Genomic DNA, 14,074 nt, shown 5'->3' with positions numbered 1-14,074 from the left:
AAACAGCAATGTTTGAACGTATCATTAGTTTCGCCATCCAGCAGCGATGGCTGGTCCTGCTCGCCGTGTTTGGAATGGCCGGGTTAGGGATTTTCAGCTACAACCGACTACCGATCGACGCGGTCCCTGACATTACCAACGTTCAGGTTCAGGTCAATACCTCGGCACCAGGCTATTCACCGCTCGAAACCGAACAGCGTGTTACGTATCCGATCGAGGTCGTGATGGCCGGCCTGCCGGGACTCGAACAGACGCGTTCCCTGTCCCGCTATGGCTTGTCGCAGGTGACGGTCATCTTCAAGGATGGCACGGACGTCTATTTCGCGCGCCAACTCGTCAACCAGCGCATCCAGGAAGCCAAGGACAATCTGCCTGAAGGCGTTGTGCCGGCGATGGGGCCTATTTCGACCGGCCTCGGGGAGATCTATCTATGGACCGTTGAAGCCGAAGAGGGTGCTCGCAAAGCTGACGGGACTGCCTATACGCCGACAGATTTGCGCGAAATCCAGGATTGGGTGGTACGGCCGCAACTGCGTAACGTGCCCGGTGTCACCGAGATCAATACTATCGGTGGTTTCAACAAGCAGTACCTGGTCGCGCCGAGTCTTGAACGGCTAGCGTCGTACGGGCTGACGCTGACCGACGTCGTCAATGCGCTGAACAAGAACAACGACAACGTGGGTGCGGGCTACATCGAGCGTAGGGGCGAGCAGTATCTGGTTCGTGCGCCGGGTCAGGTTGCGTCCGAAGACGACATCCGCAACATTATTGTCGGTACAGCGCAGGGGCAGCCGATCCGCATTCGCGACATCGGGGATGTGGAGATTGGCAAGGAACTGCGTACCGGTGCGGCAACCGAGAATGGCAAGGAAGTTGTGCTGGGCACGGTATTCATGCTCATCGGCGAAAACAGCCGGGCTGTGTCAAAAGCGGTCGATGAAAAGGTCGCTTCCATTAACCGTACGATGCCGGAAGGTGTGAAGATCGTAACGGTATACGACCGGACACGTCTGGTCGACAAGGCCATTGCGACCGTCAAGAAGAACCTTCTTGAAGGCGCGGTGCTCGTCATCGTAATTCTGTTCCTTTTCCTGGGTAACATCCGCGCGGCGCTGATTACCGCGACGATCATTCCGCTGGCGATGTTGTTCACCTTCACGGGGATGGTGAACTACAAGATCAGTGCGAACCTGATGAGCTTGGGCGCGCTCGACTTCGGCATCATCATCGATGGCGCGGTGGTGATTGTCGAAAACTGTGTGAGGCGACTGGCGCATGCGCAGGAACACCATGGCCGGCCATTGACGCGCTCCGAGCGGTTCCATGAGGTGTTTGCCGCAGCGAAGGAGGCGCGTCGCCCACTGATCTTCGGTCAGCTCATCATTATGATCGTCTACCTGCCGATCTTTGCGCTGACGGGGGTGGAAGGCAAGATGTTCCACCCGATGGCGTTCACGGTCGTCCTGGCGCTGCTGGGCGCGATGATTCTGTCCGTGACGTTCGTTCCGGCTGCGGTCGCCTTGTTCATCGGCGAACGGGTGGCCGAGAAAGAAAATCGTCTCATGCTCTGGGCGAAGCGTCGCTACGAGCCGCTGCTGGAAAAGTCGCTCGCGAACACGGCCGTTGTATTGACGTTTGCCGCGGTGTCAATTGTTCTGTGCGTGGCCATTGCGGCCCGCCTGGGCAGCGAGTTCATCCCCAATCTGAACGAAGGCGACATTGCCATCCAGGCGCTGCGCATTCCTGGCACGAGCCTGTCGCAGTCCGTGGAGATGCAGAAGACGATCGAGACGACCCTCAAGGCAAAATTCCCCGAAATCGAGCGCGTGTTTGCGCGGACAGGTACGGCGGAGATTGCATCCGATCCGATGCCGCCGAATATTTCGGATGGCTACATCATGCTCAAGCCTGAGAAGGATTGGCCAGAGCCGAAGAAAACACATGCCGAACTGCTGTCCGCCATCCAGGAGGAAGCCGGCAAGATCCCCGGGAACAACTACGAGTTCTCCCAACCGATCCAGCTGCGGTTCAACGAGCTGATCTCCGGGGTCCGCTCGGACGTCGCAGTCAAGATCTTCGGCGATGACAACAACGTGCTCAGCGAGACGGCGAAGAAGGTATCGGCCGTGCTGCAGGGCATCCCCGGCGCGCAGGAGGTGAAGGTAGAACAGACCACCGGCTTGCCGATGCTGACGGTCAAGATCGATCGGGAGAAGGCGGCGCGATACGGGCTTAACATGAGCGACGTGCAAGACGCGGTGGCAACGGGCGTCGGAGGCCGTGATTCCGGAACCTTCTTCCAGGGCGATCGTCGTTTCGATATCGTGGTCCGCCTGCCCGAAGCTGTGCGCGGCGAGGTCGAGGCTCTGCGCCGATTGCCGATTCCGTTGCCAAAAGGAGTGGACGCGAGAACGACGTTTATCCCATTGAGCGAGGTGGCGACGCTGGAAATGGCGCCCGGCCCGAACCAGATCTCGCGCGAGAACGGCAAGCGCCGCATCGTGATCAGTGCCAACGTTCGTGGACGTGATATTGGTTCATTCGTGCCCGAGGCGGAAGCGGCTATCCAAAGCCAGGTCAAGATCCCGGCTGGCTACTGGATGACATGGGGTGGCACCTTTGAGCAACTGCAGTCCGCCACCACCCGCCTGCAGGTGGTAGTGCCGGTGGCGCTGTTGCTGGTCTTCGTACTGTTGTTTGCGATGTTCAACAACATCAAGGATGGCTTGCTAGTCTTCACGGGCATTCCCTTTGCGCTGACTGGCGGGATTCTTGCCCTGTGGATACGCGGCATTCCGATGTCCATTACTGCAGCGGTGGGCTTCATCGCGCTGTGCGGGGTGGCGGTGCTCAATGGTCTGGTGATGCTGTCGTTTATCCGATCGCTGCGCGAAGAAGGGCATTCCCTCGACAGCGCGGTCCGAGTTGGCGCCCTGACGCGACTGCGTCCGGTGCTGATGACGGCCCTGGTGGCATCCCTGGGTTTCGTGCCGATGGCCATCGCCACCGGTACGGGCGCTGAGGTGCAACGTCCCCTCGCAACGGTGGTAATCGGTGGCATCTTGTCGTCCACGGCGCTGACCCTACTGGTGTTGCCGGTGCTCTATCGACTTGCTCACCGCAAGGATGAGGACGCGGAAGATACTCGCGAGCCAGTCACTCAGACGCATCAACCGGATCAAGGCCGCCAGCCTGCATGACGTAAATCCTTGGGCGGTCATCGTACCGCCCAATTTTTATAGGAGTTTCTATGGGCGCAGGTCACTCACACGACCATCCCGGTGGCAACGAGCGATCGCTCAAGATCGCCCTTGCGCTGACCGGTACGTTCCTGATTGCCGAAGTGGTCGGTGGTGTCATGACGAAGAGCCTGGCGTTGATCTCCGACGCCGCGCACATGCTCACGGACACCGTCGCACTGGCCATCGCACTGGCTGCTATTGCGATCGCCAAGCGACCCGCGGACAAGAAGCGGACATTTGGCTACTACCGTTTTGAGATTCTTGCCGCGGCCTTTAACGCATTGCTGCTGTTCGGTGTGGCTATCTACATCCTGTACGAAGCCTACCTGCGGCTGAAATCGCCACCTCAGATTGAGTCAACCGGCATGTTCGTCGTGGCTGTGCTGGGCCTGATCATCAATCTCATCAGCATGCGCATGCTGTCCTCCGGGCAAAGCAGCAGCCTGAACGTGAAGGGTGCTTATCTGGAAGTCTGGAGCGATCTGCTCGGGTCGGTTGGCGTCATCGCCGGTGCGATCATCATCCGCTTCACGGGCTGGGCGTGGGTCGACTCCGCCATTGCGGTGCTGATCGGCCTCTGGGTACTGCCTCGCACGTGGATCCTGCTGAAGTCGAGCCTGAATGTGCTGCTCGAAGGCGTACCCGATGACGTGGATCTGGCAGAGGTTGAGAAGCAAATTCTGGCGACGCCCGGGGTAAAAAGCTTCCATGACCTCCACATCTGGGCACTTACCAGCGGCAAGGCGAGCTTGACGGTTCATGTCGTGAATGACACGGCCGTCAACCCGGAAATGGAAGTGCTACCGGAATTGAAGCAGATGCTGGCTGACAAATTCGATATCACGCACGTGACCATTCAGTTCGAACTGGCACCATGCGAACAAGCGGATGCAGCTCAGCATTTCAATGCATCGCCAGCACTGGTCGGATCGAAGTCGCTTGCTGCAGGAGGAAACTAAGGTGCGGGTACTTGTTGTAGAAGACGAACCGCGTACTGCGGAGTATTTGCAGAAGGGATTGTCGGAGTCGGGTTTCGTGGTCGACATCGCGAACAATGGTGGCGATGGGCTCCACATGGCGGAAGAGACCGACTACGACGTCATCATCCTGGACGTCATGCTGCCAGGTATGGACGGGTGGACGGTCATCAAGTCCATTCGATCCAAGTCCGAGACACCCGTACTGTTTCTGACGGCGCTGGATGATGTGGCGGATCGTGTCAGAGGCTTCGAGTTGGGGGCAGACGATTACCTGGTCAAGCCCTTCGCCTTTGCCGAGCTCCTTGCCCGTATCCGGCGTTGCTTGCGCCAAAGCACCTCGAAGGAGTCCGAGCGATTGCGCATTGCCGATCTGGACATCGACGTGCTTGGAAGGCGGGTATTCCGGGGAACTACCCGCATTGAATTGACGAATCAGGAGTTCTCGCTGTTGCACCTGCTCATGCGCCGGAGAGGGGAGGTGCTGTCGCGAACCACGATCGCGTCCCAGGTCTGGGACGTCAACTTCGACACGGATACCAATGTCGTTGACGTCGCGATCCGGCGCCTGAGATCCAAGGTGGATGATCCCTTCGATCAAAAGCTGATCCATACCGTACGGGGAATGGGCTATGTCCTCGACCCAGAGCGCGGCCGGTGACGGAATGAGGCCCGGGACTTCGATAACCCCGCTGTCACTGACGAGGCGGCTTGGGCTCTTCTTTGCATTGGTACTGTCTATCGCGCTGGCCAGCATGGGCGCCTTTGCTTACTACTCGCTCGCCGCGCAACTCGAGGCCAGAGACGATGAGGTTGTAAAGGGAAAACTCGAACAGGTCGAGCATTTCTTGCGCGAGGTGGACGGGGTGCAGGGCGTCCCGGCGGCGCAGCATCGCTTCGATGATCTGGTGCGAGGTTACTCGGACCTCATCGTTCGCGTCACGGCGCTGGATGGCCGGCTTTTGTTTCGCACGGGCAACGATGCATTGCTGGAAGGCACTGACCAAGCGGCGGTCACGGGAAAGTCATCGCTCATGTTCCAGTCCGCCGATGCGGTGTTGGGGCGAGACGGTACGCGGGCGACGGTGTTCGTGGCGAAGTCTGGCGAGGACAGGAAGCAGGTGACTGCGCGATTCCGGACGACGCTCGTGCTTGGTACCACCGTCGGTGTGATATTGACGGCCCTGGTGGGGGCGGCCATTACGCGCCGTGAGCTGGAGCCGGCGCACGTACTTATCAAGCAGATCAACCGGATCAGTGTGGAACGGCTGAGCTACCGGGTGGACATGCCACCCAAGCCCACCGAAGTGCGTGATATCGCCTCTGCGTTCAATGCGATGCTGCAACGCCTCGAGGATGGTTATCAGAAGCTGTCGCGGTTCTCCGCCGATCTTGCCCATGATTTGCGCACGCCGCTTAACAACCTCATTGGACATGCCGAGGTCGCCTTGTCACGAGACCGCACCGGGCCCGAGTATGTCGCCTTGGTGGAGGAAAGCCTGGTCGAATACCAGCGACTTGCGAGGATGATCGATGCGATGTTGTTCCTCGCGCGAGCTGACAGTGCCAATGTGGCGCTCGAGTTGACGGAACTCCAGTTGAATGCAGAACTTCGCAAGTTGTCCGCCTACTTTTCGGTGCTTGCAGAGGAGCGAAGCGTCGTAATCAGGGTAAGCGGGGATGCCACCCTGGTCGCTGATGCCATTCTGTTCCAGCGTGCGATCAACAATGTTCTGTCAAATGCGGTCCGTCATGCGTGGCCGAATTCGATGATAGATCTGGTGGTGCGCCGCGAAGCGGCACATTGTTGCATCGACATCACGAACGTTGGAGACCCAATCCCGGAGCGGGAACTTTCCCTCATCTTTGATCGGTTCTTCCGTGGGGATAGGGCGAGATCCAACTCGTCACAGTCCACGGGGCTGGGCCTGGCCATCGTCCTGTCGATCATGGAGCTCCATGGCGGCGACGCGTCAGCCGTGAGCGGCTTGGATGGGAAGACACGCTTTACATTGCGCTTCCCGCTCAACGGTGCTGAAGCCTCAGCGCGGGTTTCGGTGGGTAGGCCGAGTCAGGACCGACCAGTCGTTGGGTAGAGTGGTGCAATGAGCCCGATTGCCTATTTGTAATCGCCGGGCAAGGCTGCAGCATGCGTACAATTTATACACTCGTTTTCATAGATCAACGAAGTCTCTAGAAAGGAGATGACTATGAAAACGAAGAAACACGCCTTGCTGTTTGCGGCGTTGCTGTTGGGTGGGATGTCGGCTTCGTATGCTTTGGAAATGACCGGGTTGAAACCGGGCGTGCCTGCGTCGACGGCGACGGCGCAGGCGATGGCGAAGCGTCACGCGACCTTGTATGGCGATCCAGCCGGCCAATCTCAGGCCAGTCGCATTATCGACGTGAAGCCAGGGATGCGGTATGTCAACGTGGACTCTGGCGAGACGGTGGCGTTTCGGGCCGGCGAGAAGATCGTCGCATGGACCTTCGCCCAGATGGTCAGGGATACGAGTGTGGACCTTGGCTTGTTGATGCCGGATCTGCCGGGTAGCGCTGGCGTGCGCGTCTATATTGATAGAAGCGACCTCTTCACAGGTGGCTGAACGTTGCTGAACCGGTGAACTACAGGCCCCGCACAATGCGGGGCCTTTTTCATCGTCATTGGCGTCGGTTCTGCCGCTTAGCAATACACGAGGCGATGGGAAGTTGTAGCACGCGCCACCGCATCATGAACGGCACCGGATTGACGCCGATGGAGGGAAAAAAAGCTTGCCCTCCGGGGAGGGCAAGCTTCGGAAGCTTTCGCCATCGGGATAAAGCGAAAGAGCACCAAGAGCCAAGCAACTGACGGGTGCCTGGCTCCCCCACAGAGGTCGGTCTGAGTTTCAGGGACGGCTTGCGTCAAATTCCGCGTGCGCCATCGGTGAACACATCACGCGGCCCAATACGCGAGCCGTCGGTAAATACGTCACGCTGGCCGAGGCGTGCGCCGTCGGTGAACACGTCGCGCTTGTCGATGCGTGCACCGCCGGCGTAAATGTCGTTGACTGCGGCGCGTCCGCCGTCGGTGTAGGGGTCGCGGGGACGGTGGATCTGGCCATCAGGGGTAGCAGCGATGGCGGAGCCGGCGGCAGCAATCGTGAGGGCAGCAGCAATCAGGGCAGTGTGAATCGTCTTCATGGAATCTCTCCGGAGTCAATGTTTGTGAGTCTCTAATCGCTCACCGTGTTCACAGTCTAGCTACCGGACCTGCTCCACTGAATTACCCGCGTATTACGATCCTGTCATAAAAAAATGCCTCCCGGTTGGGAGGCACAAACTCTCTTGAATTAACAAGAAAGTGTCGATTCTTTTGAGCTCGCTCAGAACTTGTGGCGTACGCCTACGACGACGCCGGTCTGATCCTTGCCAGGGACAACGTTGGTCGGGCTGCCGGTCGTCGAGTTGTAGCCGTTCATGCCCAGCTGCGAGTTGCCGCGGTTCAGTGCATAACCGACGTTCATATACACATCGGTACGCTTCGAGAAAGCGTAATCTGCCGAGGCAACGAACAGGAACGGGTCTGCGCCAGAATTGCGGCTGTCCGTGTAGTAGGCGGCGCCGGTCAGCGTCAGTGCGGGCGTCAGGCCATAGCGCAGGCCGGCCCAGTAAATGTTAGAACCGTTCGTCGGCAGCGCACCGACATTGCCGTTGTACCAGCGATAACCAATAAATGCCTTAGCCGGTCCGAAAGCGTAGCTCGCGCCAATTAGAGCGCGGCGGTCCTTGCGGTCGGCCGTGGCGACGGTGCTGCCCTGGATCTCGTCGTACACCGCGCCGACAGCGAGGGCGCCGGTTTCATACATGAGCGATACGCCCATGTTTCGATCGACCTTGTAGTTCCCCGGCACTTCGCCGCCGCCGGTGCGGCTAAAGCTGTAGAGGCCGGTGACCGTCAGGCCACTGAAGATGCCACGGTACTTGATAGCATTGTCAGCGCGACCCGCCAAGACGTCATCCATCTTGAAGAGCGAGTAGCGCGGCGCGAAGCCCATCGGGTCGAGTTGCAGCGTGGTGTCATACATTGGTGTCGTTTGACGACCCAACGTCAGTTGACCATATTTGCTACCCAATCCTACGAAGGCACTACGATCAAAAAGACGGGTGCTGTTGTTCTGTGCGCCGGTGTCGAACGAAATGCCGCTTTCCAATTCGAAGATGGCTTTCAGACCGCCGCCAAGGTCTTCGACGCCACGCAGGCCCCAACGCGACGTCGACATGTTGCCGGAGGTCATGCGAACCTGGTTCGAGCCACCGGGCGAAGCCGATGGGACGTTGCTCAGATACTCGATACCCGCGTCGGCCACACCATACAGCGTGACGCTCGATTGAGCGAATGCGGTTGTAGCGAACAGACCGAGGGATGCGACGGCAATGCGACTAATCTTCATGGATTCTCCTCATTAAGACCCGAAATTAATTTGGTGGGGGCGAGTATAGAAATCTGCAGATGACGGTCAGATTGCGAAGTAATTACGTGGGGTCACTTCGTCGCGTGATGACGACAAGGTGGAACGTACCGGGGTTATGTGGATTGACATGGCTTTCGCGCGGACGCGTCAACCTGTGTGCGCGCGAACATTGCGGGCCGGTAATGGGAAACTCACGAAAAGAGGTCGCTTCTCTCGAAGCAAGATCGACTGCCTTTGCAATACGCTGCGGGTTCCGATCTAGTTGGAGAGTAAGGATGGACACGCCATACGTCGCAAAATGGGCGCGTAGCGAAGACAGCGTTCATGAGCAAGCGCTGCGACTTCGCACACGGAGGTTCGAGCTGCTGTCTGCAAATATTGCAAATGCGGATACGCCGAACTACAAGGCGCGCGATATCGACTTCAGCGCCGAGTTGGATAGGGTGATGGGCAGTGGCCAGAATTTGGTTCATCGAGGAATACCGGGGAAGGCAGCGCGGATTTTGAGGAAGAAGTACTCCTCATCGCGATAGCCGTAAGCGCGCCGCTTGATGACCTTGATGGTGTTATTGATGCCTTCGACGACGCTGGTGTTCAGCGGGTGCCGGCACCGGGCCACAATGCCGTGCCAGTAGCCGCTCAAGCGATGGGCGAACTGCTGTAACGGACCAATACCGCTTTGCTGCGCTTGCTCAAACCAGTTGTGCCATGCCCGCTGCGCCCATCCCGGGCGGCGGTAGAACCACAGCCGCTTGAGTTCGTCGCGCAGGATGTAGACCGTCATCAACGGTCGGTTCGCAGCCAACACCTCGTTCAGATGAATGGCCTGACCCTCGCTCAGATTGGCCCGATTGCGCAGCAGGAGCCAACGCGTCGACTTCAGAACGCGTCGCGCCTGCCTGTCGTGGCGTAGCCGATTGGCTTGATCGACCCGAACCCGATCAATGACCTCGCGTCCATATTTGGCCACGATATGGAACAAGTCATAGACGACTTCGGCCTGCGGGCAATGCTCGCGGATCTCGAGTTCATATGCCGTCGTCATGTCGATGGCAACCGCTTCAATCCGCTCTGCCGCGCCCGCTGGCAGTTGCTCGAAGAAGGCGCGCGCCGTCTCGCGTGAACGGCCCTTGCCAATCCACAGCACCTGCCGGCCGATCGGGTCCACGACGACCGTGGCGTAGCGGTGGCCCTTATGCAGCGCAAATTCGTCCATCGCCAGATAGCGGATGTTGGCCCAGTCCGGCTCCGTCACCGCCTCGCGCAAGCGCGCCTTGTCGATGGACTTGATCGTGTGCCACCCAAGCTCATAGAACGCGGCGACAGCGCGCACCGAGCAGTCGCGCAACAGTCGACCACAAGCCTCGGCCAGGCGCGCTGTCACGCGCTGATAGCGCCCGAGCCAATCCAGCCGCTCCAGCCGCGGGCCGCCACATTGATCACACCAGACACGCCGGCGCGGCACGTGTAGAACGACGCGATAGTCGAAAATCGGCAGGTCTCGTACCCGCCGAACGGTGGTCTCGTGTACCTGCTTGCAGCGCGCGCCGCATTCCTGGCAGTGCATGACCTTGCTGGTCGGCTTCAGATAAAGCGATAGCGTCCGACTGTCGCCTTCGGGCCAGACTACCCGCTCAAGACGGTATCCGGTCCAGCAACCCAGCGCCTGCAACGTCTTCCGATCCAGCATTCCCGCTCCTGACCCCTGAAATAACAGGCATCAAGCATACGAAAAACCGGAACCCTTCACGGAATTCTGCGAAGAACCCAGAATTTTGCGGGCATGACCATGACTTCGCCGCGACACATCGAGGCAAGCAAGCCCGCGCTGGAAGAGGATCTGATGTATCGCGTCCCCCTGCAGTCGAGTATGGACGGCAACACCGTGGAGATGGACGTCGAGCGTGTGGCGTTTGCAGAGAACGCGCTGCGGATGCGGTTCTCCATTCAAAAGACTGCCGACGAGTACAAGGACATGCTCAAGCTCTACCAGGACATGCGGCCCTAGCGGGGAAACCGCGACTACTGGCAGGGCGGCTTGGGTGCGGCGACAGCGCTGGACGCGTCTCTGGAAGACGGCTCCGGTGTGCTCGCTGCGGATTCCTGCTTCGACGGATGTTTGGCTGTGCGATGTCGCGGGTTGGCCGCCCAGGCAACCCGTTGGTCGCGGGAGGCGTATCCCGTGTCTGAATGTCCAATGGCGAGGGTGTGCCACTGGGTCGGCTTCTCGCTGAGTCGATCACCGGTCGCAGGAGCCGGCAAAGCGTAGGCCAGCAAGGCAGAGCATGCGACGGCGCTAATCATCTGTATGGTTCCTGGACGGATGACATGAGGATCCTGTCATCCGCAAGATAGTACGCTCAGATTGCGGGCACATTACCAACGCATTACGGCGGGGCATTGGGGCGCTGACTCGTTGAGCTTTGTTGTTGCAATGCGGGGCACACTAGTTGCTAATAGTGTGCAACGGCGTGAATGCCGATTCAGACTGACTGGAGCCCGCGACAATGACCGAAAAGCTGCGCCTGGACATTCCTGTCTTGCTTCCTGGCCTTCCCGATTCCTCTGATCCCTGTGTAGAACGGTTGCTGTCCGAACTGAGAGGGAAAGAGGGCGTCGAGGCGGCGCATATAAAAACTGCAAATGTTGATAGCGATTCACAGATATGTGTCCACTACGATCCCGCAGCGATTTCCCTTGCCCGCATCCGGGAGCTGGTGACAAGCACGGGTGCGGTGATTTCGTCGCGGTTTGGTCATGTGCTTTGGCAATTGAAGGGCGTCTGGCACGAACGACGAGCGCGAACCGTAGCTAGCCAACTGCGGGCCTTGCCCGGCGTCATCGAGGCCGAAGTCAGCGCCTCCGGCATAGCGCGCGTCGAATTCGACAACGATCGGATCTCCGCGGCAGGGATCGAGCAGGCCCTGTCAAAACGCGGGCTCGCGCCGGTTGAGATCGGTGCCCGGAAGAGCGGTCATGCAGACCATGAACACCGCGAAGGCGTCAAGGATCATGCACATGGGGAAGGCGAGGGGCATGAGGCCCACGCACACGGCAGCGTGTTTGGCCCGAATACTGAGCTAATCTTCTCCCTGATCTGTGGGGCCTTGCTTGGTCTCGGATTTGCCGTTGGTAAGCTGTTCGGCAGCCTGCCAGCATGGATTCCGGTTGCCTTCTTTGTCGGCGCGTATTTTTTTGGTGGTTTCTATACCGTTCGGGAAGCGATAGAGAACCTCCGGCTAAAGAAGTTCGAAATCGACACACTGATGCTGGTAGCCGCCGCAGGGGCGGCGGCGTTAGGCGCTTGGGCGGAAGGCGCGCTACTTCTCTTTTTGTTCAGTCTCGGCCACGGGCTCGAACACTACGCCATGGGGCGCGCCAAGCGGGCGATCGAAGCGTTGGCGGCGCTCGCACCGGCTACAGCAAGTGTGCGGCGTGAAGGCGAGGTACGAGAGGTCCCCGTCGAGGAATTGCAGGTGGGGGATGTGGTGGTGGTTCGGCCGAACGAACGCCTCCCCGCCGATGGTTTTCTGGTAAAGGGGGCTTCCGCAGTCAATCAAGCGCCGGTTACTGGCGAAAGCATCCCGGTCGACAAGCAGCCCGTGGATGACGCCGCCGCAGCCAGGAGGAAGCCCGATGCCGTAGGGGCCGTGTCCCGCGTGTTCGCCGGAACCATCAATGGCGCCGGCGCCATTGAAGTGGAAGTGACGCGCCTTTCCACGGACAGCGCCCTGGCGAAAGTCGTCAAGATGGTCAACGAGGCCGAAGCGCAAAAGTCACCGAGCCAGCGGTTCACTGAGAAGTTCGAACGGATCTTTGTTCCTGCAGTGCTTGTGCTGGCGGTATTGCTGCTGTTTGCAGGGCTAGTGATCAATGAGCCGTTCAGTGCGACCTTCTACCGCGCCATGGCGGTGCTGGTTGCCGCCAGCCCATGCGCGCTCGCCATCGCGACACCGAGCGCGGTGCTGTCGGGGGTAGCGCGCGCCGCTAGAGGGGGTGTACTGATCAAGGGCGGGGCGCCGCTCGAAAACCTGGGTTCACTGAAAGCCATTGCATTCGATAAGACGGGGACGCTGACGGAGGGGCGCCCCCGTATTACCGATGTGATGGTCGCCGAAGGAGTAGCTGAAGCGGAATTGTTGAGCGTAGCGGTCGCCGTGGAGTCGCTCAGCGACCACCCGTTGGCTGCGGCCATTGCCCGCGATGGCCGCAAGCGCCTGGAAGGCAGTTCCATCCCGGAAGCGTCTCATCTCCAAAGCTTGACCGGACGCGGGGTCACGGCGACGTTGTGCGGTAAGACCGTCTGGATTGGCAAGCCTGACATGTTCGGCGCCGACGGGATTGCACCGCTTAGCGAATCGATGGCGAGCGCAGTGCAGACGCTGCGCAGCACTGGCCGCACGACAATGATCGTCAGGCAGGGAGATCGGGACCTCGGCGCCATTGGGCTGATGGACACGCCGCGCGCCTCGGCGCGCGCTGCCCTCGAGGCACTGCGCAGGCTGGGTATCACACGCATGATCATGATCTCCGGCGATCACCAGCGCGCAGCCGAAGCCGTCGCCAAGGACGTAGGTATCGATGAAGCCTGGGGCGATCTGATGCCTGAGGACAAGGTCAAAGCCATCCAGACGTTGCGCGCGGAAGCCAAAGTGGCCATGGTCGGCGACGGCGTCAACGACGCGCCGGCAATGGCCAACGCCACGGTGGGCATCGCAATGGGTGCGGCAGGTTCAGATGTGGCACTGGAAACGGCGGATGTTGCGCTGATGGCCGACGACCTCCAACACCTGCCTTTTGTGGTCGGTTTAAGCCGACATACGCGGGCCATCATCCTTCAGAACGTGTATATCAGCCTCGGCGTCGTGGCGTTCCTTCTGCCAGCCACGATCCTCGGCCTCGGTATCGGGCCCGCCGTGGCCATGCATGAGGGGTCGACGCTGATCGTCGTGTTCAATGCGCTTCGACTGCTAGCCTATCGCGACAAATCCCCATGACGGGCCCCGGCCGCAATGATGGCGATGCCAGATGCGGCGGCAGCTATGGCCGCCGACTCATTTGGCGGCATTGCCGCAACTTCCACAGAACTTTGCGTCGCGTGGGAGTAAGGTGCCGCATCGACTGCACGGCGCCGGAGCCAGTGAACTGCCGCATTGCTGGCAGAAGCGCGCGCCCTGGGCGCTCACCGTGCCGCAGTTGGGGCAGTGGACGCCGGCGGGGCTTTGTGGTGGCAAAGGATTCCCATAGCCGTAGCTGCCGCCACCATCATGATGACCTCCTCGACGACCGTGCTCACTTCCGCCGCCGTGATGACCGCCGCTGTGACGGCCCATGAGCCTTTCCAAGAAACCCATCATTCCTCCTAAGTGGATGGATCGTCGCTGCGGCCCCGTGGTGTCGG

11 protein-coding genes and 1 pseudogene are annotated in these 14,074 nt (G+C 59.8%); 8 read left to right on the top strand and 4 right to left on the bottom strand.

Annotated elements, in window-relative coordinates; genetic code table 11:
- Positions 1-8 precede the first annotated feature (8 nt).
- The 5 genes from czcA (at position 9) to czcE (ending at position 6,825) form a co-directional block, all read left to right on the top strand.
- Positions 9-3,200 carry a heavy metal efflux RND transporter CzcA gene (gene czcA / locus FOB47_RS23775; RefSeq protein WP_004635342.1) on the top strand — a complete coding sequence of 1,064 codons (3,192 nt, stop codon included), beginning with the start codon at positions 9-11 and terminating at the stop codon, positions 3,198-3,200.
- Between the two features lie 50 nt (positions 3,201-3,250).
- Complete coding sequence (locus FOB47_RS23770; protein ID WP_004635344.1) at positions 3,251-4,201, top strand: cation diffusion facilitator family transporter; 951 nt, start codon at positions 3,251-3,253, stop codon at positions 4,199-4,201.
- Position 4,202: 1 nt separating this feature from the next.
- Complete coding sequence (gene czcR / locus FOB47_RS23765) at positions 4,203-4,880, top strand: heavy metal homeostasis two-component system response regulator CzcR (RefSeq protein ID WP_008646724.1); 678 nt, start codon at positions 4,203-4,205, stop codon at positions 4,878-4,880.
- Between the two features lie 4 nt (positions 4,881-4,884).
- Positions 4,885-6,315, top strand: a complete 1,431-nt coding sequence (gene czcS, locus FOB47_RS23760) for a sensor histidine kinase CzcS (RefSeq protein WP_011229349.1) — start codon at positions 4,885-4,887, stop codon at positions 6,313-6,315.
- Positions 6,316-6,423: 108 nt separating this feature from the next.
- Entirely contained in the window at positions 6,424-6,825 is a 402-nt protein-coding gene (gene czcE, locus FOB47_RS23755; RefSeq protein ID WP_011514820.1) for a copper-binding periplasmic protein CzcE, read from the top strand.
- 298 nt (positions 6,826-7,123) lie between these two features.
- On the opposite strand, the gene FOB47_RS23750 is transcribed toward czcE, so the two are convergent.
- Positions 7,124-7,402, bottom strand: a complete 279-nt coding sequence (locus FOB47_RS23750; RefSeq protein WP_008646716.1) for a hypothetical protein — start codon at positions 7,400-7,402, stop codon at positions 7,124-7,126.
- A 182-nt stretch (positions 7,403-7,584) separates the two neighbouring features.
- A complete protein-coding gene (locus tag FOB47_RS23745) occupies positions 7,585-8,652 on the bottom strand; it encodes a porin (protein ID WP_011229350.1) in 1,068 nt (355 codons plus the stop codon).
- A 296-nt stretch (positions 8,653-8,948) separates the two neighbouring features.
- Here FOB47_RS23745 and FOB47_RS23740 point away from each other — a divergent pair.
- Positions 8,949-9,137 (top strand): annotated as a pseudogene (locus tag FOB47_RS23740) (flagellar basal body rod protein FlgB); the annotation flags it as partial.
- Between the two features lie 5 nt (positions 9,138-9,142).
- On the opposite strand, the gene FOB47_RS23735 reads toward FOB47_RS23740, so the two are convergent.
- Positions 9,143-10,363: an ISL3 family transposase gene (locus FOB47_RS23735; protein WP_174779953.1), complete on the bottom strand. Its 1,221-nt coding sequence runs from the start codon at positions 10,361-10,363 to the stop codon at positions 9,143-9,145.
- A gap of 93 nt (positions 10,364-10,456) precedes the next feature.
- On the opposite strand from FOB47_RS23735, the gene FOB47_RS23730 reads away from it, so the two are divergent.
- Both FOB47_RS23730 and FOB47_RS23725 read left to right on the top strand, forming a co-directional pair.
- Positions 10,457-10,681, top strand: coding sequence for a flagellar basal body rod protein FlgB (locus FOB47_RS23730; protein ID WP_390884887.1), 225 nt, complete (start codon positions 10,457-10,459; stop codon positions 10,679-10,681).
- Positions 10,682-11,180: 499 nt separating this feature from the next.
- A complete protein-coding gene (locus FOB47_RS23725; RefSeq protein ID WP_011514822.1) occupies positions 11,181-13,670 on the top strand; it encodes a heavy metal translocating P-type ATPase in 2,490 nt (829 codons plus the stop codon).
- Between the two features lie 57 nt (positions 13,671-13,727).
- On the opposite strand, the gene FOB47_RS23720 is transcribed toward FOB47_RS23725, so the two are convergent.
- The gene (locus FOB47_RS23720; protein ID WP_223277440.1) at positions 13,728-14,006 is read right to left on the bottom strand and encodes a zinc ribbon domain-containing protein; all 279 of its coding nucleotides are present in this window, start codon (positions 14,004-14,006) and stop codon (positions 13,728-13,730) included.
- Between the last annotated feature and the right edge of the window lie 68 nt (positions 14,007-14,074).

The sequence above is a fragment of the Cupriavidus gilardii genome (assembly GCF_013347325.1).
Lineage (GTDB): Bacteria > Pseudomonadota > Gammaproteobacteria > Burkholderiales > Burkholderiaceae > Cupriavidus > Cupriavidus gilardii.
The sequence above is the reverse complement of the archived record's forward strand: the minus strand, read 5'-3'. Positions and strand labels throughout refer to the sequence as shown.

Bases quoted from the DNA above. Each gene is read 5' to 3' on its own strand.
- czcA (WP_004635342.1), top strand. From the start codon at position 9: ATGTTTGAACGTATCATTAGTTTCGCCATCCAGCAGCGATGGCTGGTC.
- FOB47_RS23770 (WP_004635344.1), top strand. From the start codon at position 3,251: ATGGGCGCAGGTCACTCACACGACCATCCCGGTGGCAACGAGCGATCG.
- czcS (WP_011229349.1), top strand. From the start codon at position 4,885: ATGAGGCCCGGGACTTCGATAACCCCGCTGTCACTGACGAGGCGGCTT.
- czcE (WP_011514820.1), top strand. From the start codon at position 6,424: ATGACTATGAAAACGAAGAAACACGCCTTGCTGTTTGCGGCGTTGCTG.
- FOB47_RS23750 (WP_008646716.1), bottom strand. From the start codon at position 7,402: ATGAAGACGATTCACACTGCCCTGATTGCTGCTGCCCTCACGATTGCT.
- FOB47_RS23745 (WP_011229350.1), bottom strand. From the start codon at position 8,652: ATGAAGATTAGTCGCATTGCCGTCGCATCCCTCGGTCTGTTCGCTACA.
- FOB47_RS23735 (WP_174779953.1), bottom strand. From the start codon at position 10,363: ATGCTGGATCGGAAGACGTTGCAGGCGCTGGGTTGCTGGACCGGATAC.
- FOB47_RS23730 (WP_390884887.1), top strand. From the start codon at position 10,457: ATGACCATGACTTCGCCGCGACACATCGAGGCAAGCAAGCCCGCGCTG.
- FOB47_RS23725 (WP_011514822.1), top strand. From the start codon at position 11,181: ATGACCGAAAAGCTGCGCCTGGACATTCCTGTCTTGCTTCCTGGCCTT.
- FOB47_RS23720 (WP_223277440.1), bottom strand. From the start codon at position 14,006: ATGGGCCGTCACAGCGGCGGTCATCACGGCGGCGGAAGTGAGCACGGT.